This is a genomic window from Streptomyces sp. NPDC026522 (assembly GCF_055567555.1).
This window is the reverse complement of sequence record NZ_JBVHQF010000006.1, coordinates 18,075-37,101: the sequence shown is the minus strand read 5'-3', so window position 1 is coordinate 37,101 and position 19,027 is coordinate 18,075. Positions and strand designations below refer to the sequence as shown.

At 71.2% G+C, this 19,027-nt stretch carries 13 protein-coding genes and 1 pseudogene; 10 read left to right on the top strand and 4 right to left on the bottom strand.

Annotated elements, in window-relative coordinates; translation table 11 throughout:
- Position 1: 1 nt before the first annotated feature.
- The 5 genes from ACZ4M3_RS16670 (at position 2) to ACZ4M3_RS16650 (ending at position 7,706) form a co-directional block, all read left to right on the top strand.
- Complete coding sequence (locus ACZ4M3_RS16670) at positions 2 to 412, top strand: hypothetical protein (RefSeq protein WP_467733187.1); 411 nt, start codon at positions 2 to 4, stop codon at positions 410 to 412.
- The gene (locus ACZ4M3_RS16665) at positions 409 to 4,353 is read left to right on the top strand and encodes a WD40 repeat domain-containing protein (RefSeq protein ID WP_467733185.1); all 3,945 of its coding nucleotides are present in this window, start codon (positions 409 to 411) and stop codon (positions 4,351 to 4,353) included. The genes ACZ4M3_RS16670 and ACZ4M3_RS16665 overlap by 4 nt, the downstream gene beginning before the upstream one ends.
- Positions 4,354 to 4,626: 273 nt before the next feature.
- The gene (locus tag ACZ4M3_RS16660) at positions 4,627 to 5,610 is read left to right on the top strand and encodes an NAD(P)-dependent oxidoreductase (protein WP_467733183.1); all 984 of its coding nucleotides are present in this window, start codon (positions 4,627 to 4,629) and stop codon (positions 5,608 to 5,610) included.
- Between the two features lie 49 nt (positions 5,611 to 5,659).
- Positions 5,660 to 6,403: a YoaK family protein gene (locus ACZ4M3_RS16655; RefSeq protein WP_467733181.1), complete on the top strand. Its 744-nt coding sequence runs from the start codon at positions 5,660 to 5,662 to the stop codon at positions 6,401 to 6,403.
- A gap of 418 nt (positions 6,404 to 6,821) precedes the next feature.
- On the top strand, positions 6,822 to 7,706 hold the full coding sequence (locus tag ACZ4M3_RS16650; protein WP_467733179.1) for a COG4705 family protein: 885 nt from the start codon (positions 6,822 to 6,824) through the stop codon (positions 7,704 to 7,706).
- Between the two features lie 790 nt (positions 7,707 to 8,496).
- On the opposite strand, the gene ACZ4M3_RS16645 is transcribed toward ACZ4M3_RS16650, so the two are convergent.
- On the bottom strand, positions 8,497 to 9,666 hold the full coding sequence (locus tag ACZ4M3_RS16645) for a hypothetical protein (protein ID WP_467733177.1): 1,170 nt from the start codon (positions 9,664 to 9,666) through the stop codon (positions 8,497 to 8,499).
- A 1,128-nt stretch (positions 9,667 to 10,794) separates the two neighbouring features.
- On the opposite strand from ACZ4M3_RS16645, the gene ACZ4M3_RS16640 reads away from it, so the two are divergent.
- The 3 genes and pseudogenes from ACZ4M3_RS16640 to ACZ4M3_RS16630 all read left to right on the top strand — a co-directional run.
- Positions 10,795 to 11,172 carry a hypothetical protein gene (locus ACZ4M3_RS16640; RefSeq protein WP_467733175.1) on the top strand — a complete coding sequence of 126 codons (378 nt, stop codon included), beginning with the start codon at positions 10,795 to 10,797 and terminating at the stop codon, positions 11,170 to 11,172.
- A 922-nt stretch (positions 11,173 to 12,094) separates the two neighbouring features.
- The gene (locus ACZ4M3_RS16635) at positions 12,095 to 12,730 is read left to right on the top strand and encodes a VOC family protein (RefSeq protein ID WP_467733173.1); all 636 of its coding nucleotides are present in this window, start codon (positions 12,095 to 12,097) and stop codon (positions 12,728 to 12,730) included.
- 87 nt (positions 12,731 to 12,817) lie between these two features.
- Positions 12,818 to 13,451: pseudogene (locus ACZ4M3_RS16630) on the top strand (transposase); the annotation flags it as partial.
- Between the two features lie 199 nt (positions 13,452 to 13,650).
- Here ACZ4M3_RS16630 and ACZ4M3_RS16625 read toward each other — a convergent pair.
- From ACZ4M3_RS16625 to ACZ4M3_RS16615, 3 genes are all read right to left on the bottom strand, one after another.
- Positions 13,651 to 14,178: a universal stress protein gene (locus tag ACZ4M3_RS16625; protein WP_467733171.1), complete on the bottom strand. Its 528-nt coding sequence runs from the start codon at positions 14,176 to 14,178 to the stop codon at positions 13,651 to 13,653.
- A 5-nt stretch (positions 14,179 to 14,183) separates the two neighbouring features.
- A complete protein-coding gene (locus tag ACZ4M3_RS16620) occupies positions 14,184 to 15,440 on the bottom strand; it encodes an SLC13 family permease (RefSeq protein ID WP_467733170.1) in 1,257 nt (418 codons plus the stop codon).
- Positions 15,441 to 16,928: 1,488 nt separating this feature from the next.
- Positions 16,929 to 17,234: a helix-turn-helix domain-containing protein gene (locus tag ACZ4M3_RS16615; protein WP_467733168.1), complete on the bottom strand. Its 306-nt coding sequence runs from the start codon at positions 17,232 to 17,234 to the stop codon at positions 16,929 to 16,931.
- Between the two features lie 64 nt (positions 17,235 to 17,298).
- On the opposite strand from ACZ4M3_RS16615, the gene map reads away from it, so the two are divergent.
- Both map and ACZ4M3_RS16605 read left to right on the top strand, forming a co-directional pair.
- Entirely contained in the window at positions 17,299 to 18,066 is a 768-nt protein-coding gene (gene map, locus ACZ4M3_RS16610) for a type I methionyl aminopeptidase (RefSeq protein ID WP_467733166.1), read from the top strand.
- A gap of 592 nt (positions 18,067 to 18,658) precedes the next feature.
- Positions 18,659 to 19,027, top strand: a 369-nt coding sequence (locus ACZ4M3_RS16605; RefSeq protein ID WP_467733164.1) for a tetratricopeptide repeat protein, incomplete at its 3' end; no start/stop codon positions are given.

The window sequence follows — 19,027 nt, the reverse complement described above, 5'->3', positions numbered from 1 at the left end:
CATGGTGGACATCGCACTGGCCGCACTGGCTGTGGCCGCGGCCGGCAAGCTCATCGAACTGCTGACCACGGACGCGTGGGAGGCCGCCAAGGCCTCGGTTCCCGCACTGTGGCGGCACGCACGCGCAGAACAGGTGGACGCCGACCTCACCGACACCCGGCTCGCCCTGACCCGGGCCCCGGACGAGCACACTGCCGCGCAGGTGCGGGTCCAGCTGGCGCAGGAGTGGCAGGACAGGTTCACCCGCCTGCTCCTCGACCGGCCGGAGGCGGCCGAGGAGGTGCGCCGCGTCTTCGACGCGCTTCCCGCCCCGACCATGCCGCAGGTCTCCATGCGCATGGAGGTCTCCGGAGGGGGCGACGGCTACATGGCCGCCCGCGACATCACGGTCAACCGGCGCGAGCAGGCGTGAGCGACCCGGACGGGCCGGCGCAGGAGGCTCTGTCCGGCGGCCTTGCGGCCGACGGCGGCGAGGGGCCTGCCGCGCCGTCGGCCGGCTTGCACCTGGAGGTCACGGGCGGGGGTGACGGGTTCCTCGCCGGCCACAGCATCGTCGTCCAGAAGTTCGACTCCGGAGCCGGCCCCGCGTTCGCGACGGGCCGGGCCTCCACCGTGTGCCCGTATCCGGGCCTGGCTTCGTTCGGCGAGGAGCAGGCGCGGTGGTTCCACGGCCGGGCCCATGCGGTGGAAGCCGTCTGCGCCCGGCTGGAGGCCCGGACCGGCACCGGTGGTGGACCGCTCGTCGTGATCGGCCCGTCGGGCGCGGGCAAGTCCTCCCTGCTCGCCGCCGGAGTCCTGCCCGCGCTGGCGGCCGGCCGGCTGGCCCGCGCCGGGTCCGGGGACTGGGCCAGGGTCGTGCTGACGCCGACGGCGTCGCCCGCGCTGGCTCTCGCGGCCGCGGCCGGGCTGGGCCCGGAGGAGGCCCGGACGGTGGCGGCGCAGTGGCTCGGCGACGCCGAGCGGTGCGCGCGCGAATTCGCCGAGCGTGCCGGCCCGGCCGGTGCGACGGCGGCGCCCGGCCCCGTGGCGGCGGCCCGTCTCGTGGTCGTCGTGGACCAGTTGGAAGAACTGTTCACCCTGGGCACGGACTACCCGGAACGCCAGTGGTTCGTCGACGTACTGGACCTGTTGTCCCGGCCCGCCGCCGGGCGCCCCGGCGCGCTGGTGCTGCTGGCGGTGCGGGCCGACTTCTTCGCGGCCTGCACCGACCACCGGCAACTGCGTACCGCGCTGCGCGCCGATCCCGTCCTGCTGGAGCCGATGACGGCGGACGAGCTCGCCGATGCCATCCGCAGACCCGCCGCGGACGTCGGCCTCGCCGTCGAGGACGGCCTCGTCGAGGTCATGCTCGCCGAGCTCGACGGCGCGGCGGCGCCGCGCGACCGCAACAGCGCCTGGAACACCGCGGCCCGGGCCAGCCGGCTGCCGCTGCTCGCCCACGCGCTGTGGGCCACCTGGTTCGCCCGCGACGGGGACCTGCTGACGATCGGCAGCTACCGGCGCACCGGCGGAATCACCGGGGCCATCGCCGCCACCGCCGAGGCGCACTACCTCGGACTGTCGCCGCAGGCGCGGGACATCGCCCGCCTGGTGTTCCGGCAACTGGTAGTCGTCCGCATGGACGCCGACGACGCCAGGCGGCGGATGCGCCACCACGACCTGCTGGAAGGGCTCCCGGACCCCGAGGTCGGGGCCGAGGTCGTCGAACTGTTCACCGGCGCCCGGCTGCTGTCCCGGGACCAGGAGTACGTGGTCCTGACCCATGAGGCGCTGATGCGGGCCTGGCCGACCCTGCGCCAGTGGATCGAGGACGACCGGGCCGGTGCGCTGGTCCGACAGGAGCTCGAGGAGTCCGCCACCGCCTGGGCGCACGGCGGGCGCGAACGCGCGGCACTGCTCAGGGGCAGCCGCCTGGAGGCGGCCGACGAGTGGTCGAAGGCGCACCCGAACGAGCTGAGCCCGGGTGCGCTCGTCTACCTGAACGCGGCCCGGAGACAGGAGCGCCGCACCCGCACCGTGCGGCGTACCGCGGTAGCCGCGATCACCGCACTGGCCGTGCTCGCCTCCACGGCGGCCGTCGTCGCCGTCCGGCAGGACGCCAACGCCCGGGCAGCCGCCGCCCGCGCCCGCAGCGAACGGGACCGGGCGGTCGAAGCGCAACTGGTCGCCGAGACCCTCCAGTACGCCGCCACCGACACCGCGCTGTCCGCGCGCCTCGCACTGAGCGCCTACCGGCTGTTCCCCACCCCGCAGAACGCGTCGCGGCTGCTGAGCACCCAGAACACCCCGACGCCCACCAGAGCACGGGCGCCCGGTGCGGGCGGTTCCGTCCGCACCGTCGCCTACAGCCCGGACGGCCGGACCATGGCGGCCGGGAACCTCGCGGAGTCGACGGTGCGGCTGTGGGACGTCACCGACCCGGCCCGGCCCGTCCAGCTGGGGGAACCGCTGCCCGAGGACCCCGCCGTGGACTCGATCCGGTCGGTGGCCTTCAGTCCCGACGGCCGCACCCTTGCCGTCGGCGGTCACAGCGGTGACCACATGCGCGACGGCGTCACCGGCGCGGGCGTGATCGACCTGTGGGACGTGGGCAACGCGGCACACCCCCGTGCCCTCAGCAGCACCCAGCAACTGCCCTGGGGCGCCGTCGAGTCGGTGGTGTTCAGCCCCGACGGCCGAGTACTGGCCGCCGCGGACTCCGGCGGCGGGGTCCGGTTGTGGAACGTCGCCGACCCCGGCCGGCCCGCACAGGTCGGCGACCCCCTGACCGGCCCGAAAGATCCGGTCCGGTCCGTGGTGTTCAGTCCGGACGGGAAGGTGCTGGCCGCTACGGACTCCGGCGGCGGGGTCCGGTTGTGGAACGTCGCCGACCCCGGCCGGCCCGCGCAGATCGGCGACCCCCTGACCGGCGCGGGGACCGAGGCGGCTGCGACGGCGTTCAGCCCGGACGGGCACACCCTCGCCGTCGGCAGCAAGGACAGCACCGTCCGGCTGTGGGACGTCGCCGACCCCGGCCGGCCCCAGCAGATCGGCGCACCCCTGACCGGCCCGGCGAACACGGTCCTGTCGGTGGCCTTCAGCCCCGACGGGCGCACCCTGGCCGCCGCCAGCGCCGACCACGCCGTCTACCGGTGGAACGTGGGCGCCCCCAAGCGGCCCCTCCCGCTCGGACAGCCGCTGGCCAGCGCCGGCGGTGCCGTATTCGCGCTGGCGTTCAGCCCGGACGGGCACACCTTGGCGGCCGGCAACATCGATGGCGCGGTGGACCTGTGGCACCTCGCGCCGACCCTGCTGGCCGGCGCGGGCGGTGCGGTGAACGCCACGGCCTTCAGCCCCGACGGCCGGCTCCTCGCGGCGGCCAACCAGAACGGAACGGTCAGCCTGTGGAGCCTGGCCGACCGGAATCGCCCGGCCCCGCTGGGCAACCCGCTGACCGCCTCCGCCTCCGCCTCCGCCTCGGCCGTGGCCGCGCTGGCGTTCAGTCCCGACGGGCAGTTCCTGGCGGCCGGTGACGGCGGTGGCACGGTCCGCCTGTGGAACATGTCCGATCCGACCGGGCCCATCGCCGTCGAAACCCCACTGACCGGTACCGGCGGTGTCGTGACCGCACTCTCGTTCACCCCCGACGGACACACCCTCGCGGTCGCGGCCGGGGGTGACCTCACCCACGGCGTCGGCCTCTGGGACCTGTCGGACCCCCGCAAGCCGCGCTCCTCCGGCGGCATCACCACCGACGGGGCGCGGAACGTCTTCACCGTCGCGTTCGCCGCCGACGGCCACACCCTGGCCACCGGCGGCGACAGCAGCAGCAGCCAGATCGGCCTGTGGCGGGTCCAAGGCGCCGATACCGTCCGCCTCGGACAGCCCCTGCAACAGCCCGCCGGATCGGCACTGTGGACGGCCTTCAGCCCTGACGGCCGCACCCTGGCTGTGGGCAGCAGCCAGGGCGCCGTCACGCTCTGGAACACCGCCGACCCCCACCACCCGGTTCAGCTCGGGAAACCCCTCCCCACGACGGGACCGGTCTGGGCCGTGGCGTTCAGCCCTGACGGCCGCACCCTGGCCGCGGCGCTGCACACCTCGACCGGCGCCCTCGTCCGCTGGGACGTACGCGACCGGACGCGGCCGACACCGATCGGCGAGCCCATCACCACCAGTACCGGGCCACTTGCCGTCACCTCCTTCAGCCCCGACGGCCGCGCCCTCGCCGCCACCACCGAAGGCGGCGCGCTAGGCCTGTGGAACCTCGACATCGAGCAGGTCGCCGCGCAGATCTGCGCAACTGCGGGGGCCCTCGACGCCCAGCAGTGGACGCGCCTGGTGACTTCTCTGCCGTACAGGAACGCGTGCTGACCGCTGGCATCCGGCCGACCGGAGTGCTTCTTACCTTGTGGGCGGGTTGATTCCGGTCCTTCGTACGATCGGGAGACCCGGGGCCTGGGTGTGGCTTTAGAGCGCTCACGCCGTGGTTGTGGCTTTGCCTGCCGGGGGGGGGCGGGGACAGGTACCCCGTCCGCCCAGCGTGCTTAGAAGGTCGCTTCGGACCGTCGGTGACACCTCGCCTGCCGGGGCAGCAAGGATGACGCCGACGGCCGCCGGGGTGCGCCTCGTCCTTCGACGCGCGAGATGGGGCTGGAGCTGGTCTGCTGGTTCTGTGGGCGTCCTCGTACCCCTCGTGTGGCACTTGCGCGGCGGAAATCACCGTGCCGGTTGTACATGGCATGGGAAACGGAGAAGAGGTTGTCCATGTCGCAGGCTTCCACCGTCGCTGTTCTCGGAGCAGGCGCACTCGGCGCTGCGATGGCGACGCGGCTTGGAGAGACTGGCCACGAGGTACGGCTGTGGAACCGTACGGCGGAGAAGGCCCGAGCCGTGGCGGAGGACGCTGCCGGGGTCACGGCAGTGGACACGGTGGGCGATGCGGTCTCCGGCGCGTCCGCCGTTCTCACCGTGCTCCGGGACGGCGAAGCGGTCACGCAGGTCATGTCGGGTGCCGTCGGTCGGCTCGATGACGGGGCTGTGTGGGTGCAGGCGAGCACGGTAGGGCCACGGAGCGCCGATGCCCTGGCCGGTCTGGCTCGTGATCACGGTGTTGCGTACCTCGACGCACCGGTCTCCGGAAGCACAGCTCCCGCATTGCAGGGGAAACTCGTCTGGCTGGTTGCCGGCTCCGAGGACGTTCTTGTGCGGGCGCGTCCCTTGCTCGACGACCTCGGCTCTTCCGTGCTCCACGTCGGGACGGGGACCGAAGGCAGCGCCGTCAAGCTCGCGGTCAACGCCTGGATGGCTGCCTCCACGGTGGCCATGAGCGATGTCCTCGCGCTGTGTGACGCACTCGGCGTCGACCACGCAACGTTTCTCCGGGTGCTCGAGTCGGGCCCGCTCGCCATGCCGTACGAGTTGCAGAAGGTGGGCCTCATGGATAAGGCCTCCTATGAGCCTGGATTCGCGGTGCAACTCGCACTGAAGGACATCGACCTGGCCGCGGCAGCCGCCGCTCCCAGCCCTCTGCTCCGGGCCGTCCGGGACCGCCTGGAAGCAACCGTCGAAGCCGGGCACGAGGACGACGACCTCGCCGCCGTCGACTACCTGAGGAACCCGTCGTCGTAGTCCGCCAGCGGGCCGTCGTTCGCTGAGACCCCTTTGGAGAAAGGACCGCATGCGCAGACTGCTGACTGATGTCGTGCATACGCTCGTCCCGCCGCGGGACGACCCGCACGGCCCGCTACCGCCGCTGATGCTCACACTCACGGTGGTGACAGGTCTGGTCGACGCGGTGAGCTATCTGGGACTCGGCCACGTCTTCGTCGCCAACATGACCGGCAACGTCGTCTTCCTCGGCTTCGCGCTGGCCGGTGCCCAGGGGCTGTCGGCTGCCGCCTCCGTCACCGCCCTCGGCGCCTTCATCGGTGGTGCGCTCGCCGGGGGCCGGCTGCACGCCCGGCTGGGCACCCATCGCGGACGGCTGCTCACCTTCGCCACCGGGGCGCAGGTTGTGCTGGTGGCCATGACGGTGGTCATAGCTGCGGCAACCGATGACAAGAAGATGACCTCAGGTGTCCAGTACGTGCTCATCGTGCTCCTCGCCCTGGGCATGGGCTTGCAGAACGCGGTCGCCCGGCGCCTCGGCGTCCCTGACCTCACCACGACCGTCCTCACTCTGACCCTCACCGGACTCGCCGCCGACTCCAGGACGGCAGGCGGCGCAGGACCGCACCCGGGCCGTCGCGCCCTCTCCGTTCTGGCGATGTTCCTCGGTGCCCTCGTCGGTGGTCTTCTCCTTCTGCACGTCGCCGTGTCCGCGGCTTTGGTCCTTGCACTGCTCCTGCTCGTCGGCACCGCCGTTTCCACCCGTCGGCTCTCGGCGTCAGACGCCGCGTGGATCCGGCCCGCCGCGTCGTGACCAGCGATCTCATCCTGGCCCGTCTGCGCGCCGCCGGCCTCGGCGCCCGCGCGGCGGCTTCCGCGGACTGGACAACGACGTACACGACCTCGTGATCGTTCCGTCTACTTCTGGATCATCAAGGTGCGCCATGGTCGGCGAGACCGCGGCCGACCTCCTGAACGAAAGGACCTACCGGCCGGGCGTCGGCCATCGCAGCGGTGGCCGACGCGCGACGCGCGACGCGCGCTGAGCCTGAGCAGGCCGCCCGACACGCGGCCTGACCTGGCCCACGGCTCGCAATCAGGATGCCTTGACGATCCCTGTGCCACGGTCTGAGACATCAGCCGCGGTGCGCGGTCGGCACGTCTTCGCAGGGCGTTCGTCCCGCTTTCTCGGGGCGAGTGCCCTGTCGTTGCGACAGGACAGGAGATATCGAGTGGAGAATCCGGAGGTCCTCGCCGACCCCGACGTGGCGAGCACGTCGACCAGGACCAAGTTGGTCATGAAGAAACTGCCCGAGGTTACGCTGGCCTTCTGGATCATGAAGATCGCCGCGACGACCTTGGGCGAGACGGCGGGCGACCTCTTCGCGCAGACCCTGCAGCTGGGCTACTTCCTCACCACGATCGCGCTGTTCCTGATCTTCGTGGTGACGCTGGTGGTTCAGTTGCGATCCAGCCGCTACAACCCGTTCTTCTACTGGACCGTGATCCTTTCGACCAGCATGGCCGGGACCACGATGTCCGACTTCATGAACCGCGACGCCAGCGCCAAGTTCCTCTCGGGCGGTGCCACCAAGCTGGGTTCGGGCCCGCAGGGCCTCGGCCTGGGCTACCCGGCTGGCGCGGCGATCCTCATCTCCATCCTCTTGGCGATCTTCCTCGCCTGGAAGATGAGCGGGATGACCTTTCAGATCCGCGACATCGTCACCTTCAAGGGCGAGGCCCTGTTCTGGGCGGCGATCCTCGTCTCCAACACCCTCGGCACCTCGATGGGCGACTTCCTCTCCGACAGCTCCGGCCTCGGTTACCTGGGCGGCGCGCTGCTGGTGACCGCGGTGCTCGCGGTGCTCGTCGCGCTGATGAGGGTGCCCGCGGTACCCAACGTCCTGCTGTTCTGGATCGCCTTCGTCCTCACCCGGCCGCTGGGCGCCACCGCCGGCGACTTCCTCACCAAGCCGGTCGCCAAGGGTGGTCTGGATCTCGGTACGGCGGGATCGTCCGCCGTCCTGCTCGCGGTTCTGTTCGGCCTGATGACCTACGCTCAGCTGCGGGAGCGCCGGACCGTTCGAAGCGGCCCCGTATCCGCACCGGGGTCGTAGGAGGCCTCGCCGCCGACGGTGCGGGCCAGGCGGCGCCCGCACCGGCGTGCCTGCCGTAGGGGTCGGCACCTCGGCCGTAGCAATACGCGCGACGGACAGCCGTACCGCTGCGACGGCTGCGACCAGGGCCCGAGGCAGCTTGCCCGATCTACAGCCGGGTCCGCCCCTGGGTCATGCGCGACCAGCAGCGCCAGCCGGTCTGTGGCACCTGGTACCGGCGCACTCGCACCGGCGAACCGTGCTTGCTGCGGCCACTCCGTTCTCCGGCCGGGTGTCCTCGCTGCGGCAATGTTCTGCCGCTGATCGCGGGGGATGGATGTGATGGCGCAGCAGTGTGCGGACCTTGCGTCGGCTTCGCCGCCGTCTACACCTGCATGCAGTGCGGCCGGGCCGACATCCTCCACAGCCGCGGCCGCGCTGCCCCGGGGGCGGCCACTCGTGGGCGCGTACGGGTTGGCGAAATTCAGCACGTGCGCCGGAGCGGCAACGGACACCGACTTGGCTGCCGGTATCACCGGGGCGATCAAGGACGACAACGGCGCGGCGGGCGGTGCGCCGTTCATCGCCGGGCGAGGCGAGAAGAGCACGGCGGTGGACCGGGGGGTGAAGAACGGCCGCTTCTTCGCCCGTACCGTCATCCGGGCCGGGCGCGACGTCGTGCCGTGGCGCACCATGTGGTCGACGCCCGACCACCACCGCGGCCCGTATCCGCCGTTGGTGATCGTGCGACGGTCTGACCCGCGTCCTCGTGCCCGGCACGAGGACGCGACGCGACCGGGCGGCGGCGCGATCAGCGATCGTGGAGAAGGGCGACCGCTTCGGCGAAGTCGGCATGCGCGGGTTCGAAGGAGCGTGCCGCGACGAGGAACATCGACCGGTCCGTCAGGGCGCGGGCGAGGCGTGAGGGGTTGTCAGGCAGTCGGCGGGCGAGCGTCACACCCTCGTCGAAGTATGGCGTGAACCGCTCCTCGAACAAGTAGGGACGGTCGCCTTCGCGGACGGCCGCGCGGATGCCGATCCTGCGTTGGACGTCGACCAGCTCGGGCAGTCGGTCGGCGTCGCGCAGTCTCGCCGCCTCCGCTTCGAGGCCCGGCAGCATGCCGAGAAAACCGTCCCGCACGTCGCGCGACCATCCGAGCGCCGTGCCGAACGGCGGCATCGGGGACTCGGGGCTCGCGGCGGGTTCGGCTGGGCGCCCCGACAGGACGAAGAGCGTCCTCCACCACCCGAGGATGCAACTCCAGTTCTTCGGCTCGCCCGTGGTCGCGAGCTCCTCCAGGACACTCAGGGCCTCTCGCCGGGCGGCCGCAGCACTCGCGCCGTCCCCGGCGGTCTCCCGCATCCGCGAGAAATGAACCAACTCCCAGGTGAGTATCGCCAGAGCGGTGCGCTGTTCGGCTGCCTTGCGCCGGGTCTCCTCAAGGAGCTCGCGGAAGACGGTCGATGCGGCGTCGTGCAGCCCGGCGCCCTCCAGGTTCGCCGCCCACCGCACCATGTTCCAGAAGGAGTGCTCCCGGATCCCGCTCCGGGCGCCCTGTTCGTCGAGCTCCGCGGCCTCCTTGAAGCGCCCCTCCTCGGCCAGAGCGCTCGCCAGTCGGTCGCTTCGGCCGGCCTCGGCCAGCTCCTCGCAGATTGCGCGTCCTTCCGCCCTGCGCCCGAGGGCGAACAAGGAGGCCTGGTAGGCGTCCAAGGCCCGGCGCAACCGCTCCGCCCGGTTCGGCGCCCGGACCTCCAGCGTGCGAGCGGCCCGGGAAGCCTCGGCGGCCAGGGCGACGTCCACCTTCGGATCCCGGCTCTCATGGCGCAGCGCGAGCAGGGCGTCGACCAACTTCGGCATGTACGCCTTCGGACTCACCTCGGCCAGAACCCGGTACGCGCCGACCAGTTCGGCCCGACTCGGCCGACCGGACCCCAGCAGCAGCACGCGGGCCCGCAGCACCGCGTCGTGATCGATCGTCACTGTTCCCCCTGTCTCCGGATGACGCACGAAGGAGATTCTGAGAGGCGGGGAACGGATCGGACAAGCCTCGCGAACTGTGCGTTCCGTCCTACGAAAAAAGGCGCTGACCTGTCATGATGGACATGCTTTCGTCCTGAACCCACGAGCGGGGAACCGCACCGCCCCCCCGCACCGCACACCGCACCCCGGCTCGACTGGCTGCAAGGATGCGCCCTGTGGTGAGCGATGAGGAGTGGGACCGCATCCGGCACGGCCTGTGTCTCGGGCGGCGGTTGACCGGGCGGCTGAGCCGGGTTCCGACGTCCGCTGCGTTTCCGCTTTCTACCCGGCCCAGTCGATACGGAGGGCGGCGAGGCGCTCACGCTGCTCGGCGGTGAGCCCCTCGCGACGGGAACGGGTGTTGGACAGCCGTACCCCGAGCCGTACCGGGCCGTCGGGGGAGGTTCCCGGTGTGGGTGCGGGGGACGACGGCGCGGCCTTCGCGGGCGGCGTCGAGGTTCTCTTCCCAGGCCGCTTCGGCGCGGTCCCCGACGATGCCGAGAGTCGAGGTCGCGGCGCGTCCGGCGGAGATCGTCGCGGCCCGCAGGGACCGGCGCTGGTCGGAGAACCACCGGCCGAGCGGGTGCGGGCCTTCGCAGTGCTCGCAAGGGACGTTCAGGTGTCCGCCGACCACGTCCCGGCGCCGCTCCTGGTCGAGGCGGACGGGGAGCGGGTGCGCCCGCTCTAGACGTGGTTCATCGACGTCGCGACGAAGGTCATCACGGGTACCTAGGTCACCCCTGGCCAGCCGTCCCGGGCCTCGGTCCTGGCGGCCCTGCGCACCGCGGCACTGCGTACTGGCCAGTACGGACGGGCGGGCGGCACCCCCGAGTACGTGCGGGTCGACCGCGCCCGGATTCCCAGGGGATCACCGACAAAGGGTTCCTGTGGTGATCGGTCCCCAAGACAACGACGCATCGAGTTGCGGCCCAGACTCGACTCGGACGGCACTTTCACCCAGTCCTGGCGGGGGACAGATCCGTGGTACCGCTGCCTGCGGGTGTACAGCACGATGCCGCGCTGGCCCGTCGCCTTGCGGCCGGATGCCCATCTGAGGGTCGTCGCGTCCGTCCGCGTACTCTCGGGCGCATGCCTCGATCTTCGAAGAAGTCCCGCCGGCTCGTCGCGGACGGGCGTGTCTACTTGTGGACGGTTCGCCACGGCCACTGCGTGCTGGAAGACGGCGGCTGCCGCAAGACCCTCACCCTGATCCCTCGCCCATCGGGCAGCGGCGGTCCGCTGCGCTTCGTCTTCGATGAGGGCCCCGGCCGGTACGTCGCGGGCTTTACCACCGGGTCGGGAGAGGTGGGGGCCGTCGGCGTCGGCGCGCTGAACCTGCACGAACCGGGCACCGTACGGTTCCTGCTCGATACGGCGCTGGCACGCGGGTGGGAACCGGGGAAGAGGCAGGAAACGAAGGCCGATGGCTGGACGTTCCTGGAGGCAGCGGTCGCCGCTCGGGGCTGAGGCCGCGGTGCGCTGCTGGTGTCACCGTTCGGCGAAGGCGGTAGTGCTGGCTGGTTCGGGAGCAGCCGCTCGTACGGCTTCTGAGTTGCCGAGGTGGGACCGTGCACTTCCTTCAACACTGATCTTGCGGCCGCTGCTGGCTGAGCGGGGAATCTGCCAGGCGGCAAGCTGGTAGGGCTTGGTCAGGTCCAGTTGTTGGTGGTGTGTCCGGGTGCTCGGTTGTCGCGTTGATCGGGTGTGATGCCTGAGGAGTTGGCTGCGGTCCGGTGTGATCTGGAGGATTTCGCGGCGCAGGTGTTCGAACCGTACGCGCGGGCGGATCACCGTCGGTGGCGACCCTGGCCGCCGGCCTCGAGCCGCAGACGTTTACCACCTTGCCCGGCGGCAGGGCACCCGCGGCCGGCTGCGGTCCCGCTTTGCCGCCGTGCGCGTCCGTCCTGCGGGCAAGGCCGTCGAGCTCCCATCAAGGCCGCTGCCTCATCCGAGCAGGGCTGGTGGGACGGGGTCCTGCCCGACTGCTGGCTGCTGGCTGCTGGTCGAATGGTCAGAACGCTGAGGCTCCCAGCGACCAGTGGTGCTCCAGCCTCCCGGCCGACACCCCGGTCACCGAGCTGGTCCGTCTGGCCGAGCTCCGCTGGCGCATAGACGGCCTTGGGCCTGGACCACTTCGAGGGACGGTCCTGGCCGGGCTGGCACCACCACATCACCCGCGTGACCACGGCCCAGGCCTCGCCCCGCAGCGGCTGATCGAGCGGGTCGTGGGCCTCGACGGGGCGGCAGCGCTGCTGCCTGGCTTCGATCGGGCCTCCATCGCCGGGATGACGATGATCGATCCGCTCCACGGCTGGATCCACGGCGGACGCGGCCGGGGCGGCGGGCGTGGCGTCGGGATTTGTGTGGCTTGTCGGGTGATGATGGCTCAGTGCGACTTGATCACGTGTCCTATGCGGTGGCCCGCGACAGCTTCGTCTCGACCGTCCAGTGGATCGGATCGGCCCTCGGCGCCGGGTTCGTCGACGGGGGCGTGCACCCGCGATTCGGCACCCGCAATTTTGTCCTCCCGCTGAGCGGCGGCACCTACGTCGAGGTCGTCACCACACTCGACCACCCTGCCGCCGACCGCGCACCCTTCGGCCAGGCGGTCGCGCGCCGCGCCGCCGAGGGCGGCGGCTGGCTCGGTTGGGTGGTCTCCGTCGACGACATCGCCCCGGTCGAGGCACGTCTTGGCCGCACCTCGGCCGAGGGCCACCGTGTCCGCCCTGACGGGTTCGACCTGAGGTGGAAGCAGATCGGCCTGCTGGAACTGCTGGAGGACCCGCAACTGCCCTACTTCCTGCAGTGGTTGGTCCCCAACGAGGAGCGCCCGAGCGCCGACCCGCGCACCTCCACCACCATCCACGGGGTCTCCATCGCCGGCGACGCCGCCTCCATCGCCGAATTCCTCGGCGAACCGGCCGACCACCCCCTCGACCAGATCGACGTCACCTGGGTCGAGGATGAGGAACCGGGCCTGGTCTCGGTCGAGTTCGCCACCGCCCATGGCCCGGTCACGATCTGACCAGGGCCCGCCTGCCCCGCGGGAGCAGCCGGCTGGGGTCTGCTGGCTACCGCGTGTCTGCTTGATGGGTTTGTCAGTCGATCGAATGTGTCTGCCCGACTAGTGATCACTGATGCGATGTGGGGCCGGAACGAGGCGCTGATGCCGGCCGATCCGGTCCGTGGACGGCGGTGGGCTGATCACCGCCGAACGCTCGAGGCCATCGCGTGGAAGTACCGCACCAACTCACCCTGGCGGGACCTGCCCGACGAGCTCGGCCCGTTCCAGACCGCCCACAGACGGCTGATCAGATGGGCCGTCGACGGCACCTGGCAGAACACCCTGACCGCCGTGCTGGCGGCCGCGGACGCCGACGACCGCGCACGGCCCCTGGCCCGCTTTGACCGTCACCGCGGGCCGGGCCGGCGACGCACCCGCCTTCGTAGCGGTCGTGGTCCGCATCCGCGTGTCACGAAGCGGGCCCGGCAGGCCCCGAACCCGGCCGTTGGCCGTGCTCGCGGACCGGGCCTACTCCTCCCGTGCCATCCGGTCCCACCTACGACGACGCGGGATCCGCGCGGTCATCCCGCAGCGGTCCGACCAGACCGGCCACCGCCTTCGGCGAGGACGCCGAGGCAGCCGCCCGTCCGGCTTCGACGCCGAGATCTACAGGCAGCGGAACAGCGTCGAACGCTGCATCAACCGCCTCAAGCAGTGGCGCGGCGTGGCCACACGACGCGACGCCCGGGTCGGCGCCGTCTGCGTCGTGGGCATAGTGGAACCACACGGCACCCGGCACGCCGCTCACGCGAGGGGCCGTCGCAGGCCGGCACGATCGGTACGCGCAGCTGCCCAGGAGGCCTTCGTCAACGCGTCGACGAGGTCGCTGCGGGTTGTGTGGGAGCGGCCGTGACACCCGTAGCCCGGGCCGGTGCTTGCGGCTACCGGTGGTGTGGTGGGTGTGGTGGGTGTGGTGGGTGTGGTGGGTGTGGTGGCGGAGGCGGAATCGTGGCGACGCCGGGGGCGGTCTCGGGCCAGACGAGGAGGACGGGGCAGGGGGCATGGTCGACGATGAAGCGGCTGGCTGGTCCGAGACTGCGAGGCCCCAGGTGGGTGCGGTCGCCGTCGCGGGCGAGGATGAGCAGGTCGGCGCCCTCGGCGGTGGCCACGACCTCCCGCTCGATGCGGCCGGTTCGCTCAACACGGTCACAGGGGCGCCCCAGGCGCTGCGCGGCTTCGGCGAGGAGTCGTTCCGCGGAGGCGGCGGCCAGGCGCTCTACTGCAGTGCCGGGGTCGCGTTCGGGATGCCCACGGCCGAGCAGCCCGGCGAAGGCGCCGTGCGCGGCGCCGGGGGCTTCGGGCCCGGTGACGTGCAGCAGCACGATGTCGGCGGCCTCGGGTGCGTGGCTGCGTGCGGCATCGATGCAGGAGGGCCAGGTGCCCTCGGTGATCCACGCGACGACTCTCATGGTGATCAGCCTCCGATGATGACGAGCGAGGCCCACAGTGCCACCACCGCGAGCAGCAGGGTGGCAGGCACGGTGAACAGGCCGAGCCGGGTGAACTCACCGAGCTCGACGTCACTGTCGTGTTCGTGCACGATGCGCCGCCACAGCAGGGTGGCCAGGGAACCTGCGTAGGTGAGGTTGGGTCCGATGTTCACCCCGAGCAGCACGGCGAGGACGGCACCGGGCCCGGACGGTGCGGTCAACGGCAACAGCACCAGCACGGCGGGCAGGTTGTTGATGACATTCGCCAGTACTGCGGCCAGCGCGGCGATGGCGAGCAGGGCCGCAAAGCCGGTGCCGCCGGGGATCAGGTGGCTCAGGCCGGCGGCGAGGCCGTTGTCGACGACCGCACGGACCACGATGCCCAGGGCCAGGACGAAGGCGAGGAAGGGGACCGCGACGGCGCCCATGATGGCGGTGGGGCTGGTGCGGCGCTGTGCCAGAGCACGCACGGTCAGCACTACGGCGCCGGCGAAGGCCGCCCAGGCTGGATTGACCTCAAGCACGGAGGTGAGGACGAATCCGGCCAGCGTGCACGCGACGGTGGCCAGGGCGAACACCGGCAGCTCGCGGGGTTCGGCGGTCGGTGGGGCCTGGGCTCCGGCGTCCAGGTCGGTGGCGAAGAACCGGCGGAAGACCACGTACTCGGTACCGATGGCGACCAGCCAGGGCAGGACCATCAGGGCGGCGAAGCGGGTAAAGCTCAGTCCGCTAGCGGCGAACGCGAGCAGGTTCGTGAGGTTGGAGACCGGCAGCAGCAGGGAGGCGGTGTTCGACAGGTGGGTGCAGGCGTAGACGTGCGGTTTGGGCCGGGCGCCGAGCCGGGCGGCGGTGGCGAACACCACCGGGGTCAGCAGCACGATCGTGGCGTCCAGGCTGAGCACCGCGGTGATCACCGATGCGGCTGCGAACACCTGGACCAGTAGGCGCCGCGGGCGACCTGCCGCGGTGCGGGCCATCCACGCTCCGCACGCGTGGAACAGACCCTCGTCATCGCACAGCTGGGCCAGGACCAGGACGGCGGCGAGGAAGCCGATCACCGGTCCGAGCCGCGCGGCCTCGTCGCGGGCGTGGTCCAGGGAGATCGCTCCGGTGGCGATGACCACGCCTGCGGCCGGGACGGCGACAACGGCCTCCGGCCAGCCGAAAGGACGGATGACGGCGCACGCCAGCACCGCCAAGAGCAGAACGACGGAGACGGCCTCCGCCAGCGAGGAGTTCACGATCAGATCTTCTCCCAGCTGGGGGATTCACCGTCCCGCGCCTCCGCCGGACGGTGAATCACCGCTGGCTGTCCTTGGCGGTGCTCAGCCCGACCGGGGGCGGGCGCTCGGCGACGCCCACGGTCAGCCTGCCGTCCTCCACCCAGCCGACGGCCAGGCCGCTCCGTCTCCGTTCGGCCGGACGCAGTAGCCGGCCACCTCGCTCGGCCGCCGCAGGGAACCTCCCGCACCTGCTCGATCGTCACGTCCCCCTCGGACCGGACCAGGCTGCCGACGGCTCGGGGTGCGCCGGGCGGTCTCGACCAGATGGTGAAGCTTGGTTCGGGCGTCCCCGGTGGGCTCGGTCGAAGTGACGACAAGCACCACGAACCACCGGGGGAGTTCAGCGCAGTAACGGACGGCGAGCCATGGAGAGCGACGGCATGCACGACCTCGACCGGGCACCGGGTCCTTGGGCCCGGCGGGCGTCTTGGCACTGCGTGGACGGCCGGACTGGCAGCAGGCCTACGTAGCTTCGGGGTGGACCTGGGCGAGGCCGACCTCATCGTGGGCACCTCCGCCGGTGCGGTCGTCGGCGCAGTCATCGCCACCGGGCGGGACCCCGCCCGCCTCGCCACCGTCCCCGCCCGGCACTCCGTCAACCCCTCGTCCGCGCCGCACCGTCCCGGCCCGGCAGCGACGAGCGAGGTGTTCGCCGCCCTCGGCGACTTTGGTCCTGGACCCTGCCGATGCCCGCCGCCGGGTGGGCCGCATCGCACACGCCGACCGACAGCGCGGGACCTGCTCGCTCTGGGCAGTGACGGCGGCCACGCAGCCAGCGAGTACATCGAAGGCGCCGTGGCCGCCGGTGTGCCGGCGCGCCTTGCTTCGACAACTACACACTCGTGCTGGACCAGGCGGTGCGGGGGAGGCCCACACGGCGAAGCGGTCCTGCGGGACGTGCTCGACCGCTGGAAAGCGGCCGTGGACGCACACGAACCCGAGCGGGCCGCCGCTCTCTTCACCGAGGACGCGATCTGACCGGCCCACTCTCGGCGTCCTTCTCAGCACACGTACGAGCACGTACTGGTCGGGATGGCTCGTGTGACCCATGCCCTCACAAGGAGGGGCGAGTACCACAGTCGACCCACAGGAACGGCACCGGAGACCAGTGACACCTGGTCTCCGGTGCCGCACGCGGTCGGGCAGGTTCACTTCTCCTTGGGCGGAAGCTCCGCGGTGACGTCCATGGCCCAATGCAGTCATCCGTCCACCTCGTCGTCGAGGATGTCCTCCGCGAGGACGAGGACACCCATCCGTTTTGCTCCCTGACACCGGTTGCTGGGTGCCCTCATACGGATTGGCCAGCGCATTGCCGTGTAGGGGGAAGTCGATCCCGCCACGCGCTACCGCAAGCGAAGGGCGGCCCGTCCATGAGCGGGGCCCGGCGTGCGCGCAGGCGCGCCGCACTCGCAGGGTCAGTGAACCGCTGACTCTCTGAGTGCGGCGTTACGAAACCAGCAACGGATGCCGTGTGACGGGCAGGACCGACTGATCCTCGACGGTTCGCTCCGCCTGGCTGATTTCGGCCCAGACGGCGTCGAGAGACAGGCCGAGGGTGTCAGCGATCGCCGCGACGGTCGGGAAGGCGGGGGTAGCCACACGGCCGGATTCGATCTTCCGCAGAGTTTCCGGCGAGATGTGCGAAGCGAGCGCCACGTCCAGCATCGAGCGGCAGCCCCGGGCTCGGCGGAGCAGGGCGCCAAGGCGCTGTCCGCGCTCTACCTCGGCGGGGGTGAGCGGCAACCTGACCATGACCCTATTCTAATACCGGTATAGTTAGACCGGGATAGTTATTGGACATACGTGAGGGGCCCCCATGATTGAGATCCTGAACTCCGCGCGGCTTGAGCAGGCGAGGGACACAGGCGCCCTGGTCGGAAACATCCTGCACACGCTGAAGCGGCGCAGCACGGTCGGGTCGAACCTGCTGGACATCGACCAGTGGGCCAAGGAGATGATCACCGAGGCCGGAGCGCAGTCCTGCTACGTCGACTACGCGCCTTCCTTCGGGCGCGGCCCGTTCGGGCACTACATCTGCACGGCCGTCAATGACGCAGTGCTCCACGGGCGGCCTCACAACTACACGCTGGCAGAAGGCGATCTGCTGACTCTCGACCTGGCCGTATCCAGGGGCGGGGTGGCCGCGGACGCCGCGATCAGCTTTCTGGTGGGCAAGGCCAGGCCGGCGGAGAGCGTCGCGATGATCGAGACCACCGAACGTGCACTCGCCGCCGGCATCGCCGCCGCCAAGCCTGGGGCGCGCATCGGCGACCTCTCCCACGCCATCGGCACGGTGCTCAGCGAGGCGGGCTACCCGATCAACGCCGAGTTCGGAGGCCACGGCATCGGCTCGACCATGCACCAGGACCCACACGTCGCGAACATCGGACGGCCCGGCCGCGGATACAAGCTGCGCCCCGGACTGCTGCTCGCCCTGGAGCCCTGGGTCATGGCCGACACTGCCACACTCGTCACCGACGCCGACGGGTGGACGCTGCGCAGCGCGACAGGCTGCCGGAGCGCGCACAGCGAGCACACCATCGCCATCACCGACAGCGGAGCTGAAATTCTCACCCGAGCCTAAGAGGGGGTAGCGCCGAGTCCGCCAGATGCGGCTTGAGCTGGAACTGCCGCCAGATCCGGCCCAGCGGTCGACTTCGACGGTCCACGGTGCTGCGCCATGACGTTCGCGACCAGTGGGTGGCGTTCTTCGGCAGCTGTTCCAGCGTGGTGACCTCCACGTGACCAGTGGACCCGCTACTGGGCGGTCTTGGAGGAGGCCGATTCGGAGCAAGGGGAATCCAGTCGTGGGCAGGCGGTGCAGGATGTCCCGGCCGCGTCACGGGCACCGGCGCCGCCGTTCTTGGCGCCGAGACCTACGCCGCAGCGTTCGGCTGCCCCGCCCTGTGCGATGGGAGTCACTGCCGCAGAGTGTGCGCGTGCACGCTGCGCCGGGCCCGGGAGGGCCGCTGCCCAGTCGGCGCACCGTGGTCGTCCTCGCCCGGGACGTCGGTGCCGGCGAGGAGGCGGCCGGGCAGCTGTGGCAGGCCGCGTCCGCCAGACAGGCGAAAGCGCCATTCGGTTGGATGCCACCGGCCCCGGACCGGTTGCGGTCGTCCGCGTTTGGCTGATTGCTGAGGGTGTCGTCATGAACGGCGCGACTCCAGGGAGACACCATGAGCTACCAGCAGGATTTGATCATTTGTCGCGAACTGGGCGAACGTCATGGCGAGAGCCGGGCGCTGAACAGCCTCGGCGTCGCCCTGCAGCAGGTGCAGCGGTTCGACGAAGCCATCGACGCCCACCAGCACGACCTCGTCACATGCCGCGAGCTGGGCGAGCACCATGCCGAAGGGCAAGCCCTGAACAACCTCGGCACGGCCCTGCAGCAGATGCAGCGCTTCGAGGAGGCCATCGACGCGCACCAGCAGGCCGCCGCCCGGTTCACAGAGCTGGGTGACCATCACCGCGAGGGGCAGGCCCTGAACAATCTGGGTACGGCGTTGCAGCAGGTGCGGCGGTTCGAGGAGGCCATCGACGCGCAC

Coding starts and splice junctions, on each gene's coding strand:
- ACZ4M3_RS16670 (WP_467733187.1), top strand. CDS start 2: ATGGTGGACATCGCACTGGCCGCACTGGCTGTGGCCGCGGCCGGCAAG.
- ACZ4M3_RS16660 (WP_467733183.1), top strand. CDS start 4,627: ATGGGGCTGGAGCTGGTCTGCTGGTTCTGTGGGCGTCCTCGTACCCCT.
- ACZ4M3_RS16655 (WP_467733181.1), top strand. CDS start 5,660: ATGCGCAGACTGCTGACTGATGTCGTGCATACGCTCGTCCCGCCGCGG.
- ACZ4M3_RS16640 (WP_467733175.1), top strand. CDS start 10,795: ATGCCTCGATCTTCGAAGAAGTCCCGCCGGCTCGTCGCGGACGGGCGT.
- ACZ4M3_RS16625 (WP_467733171.1), bottom strand. CDS start 14,178: ATGAGAGTCGTCGCGTGGATCACCGAGGGCACCTGGCCCTCCTGCATC.
- ACZ4M3_RS16615 (WP_467733168.1), bottom strand. CDS start 17,234: ATGGTCAGGTTGCCGCTCACCCCCGCCGAGGTAGAGCGCGGACAGCGC.
- map (WP_467733166.1), top strand. CDS start 17,299: ATGATTGAGATCCTGAACTCCGCGCGGCTTGAGCAGGCGAGGGACACA.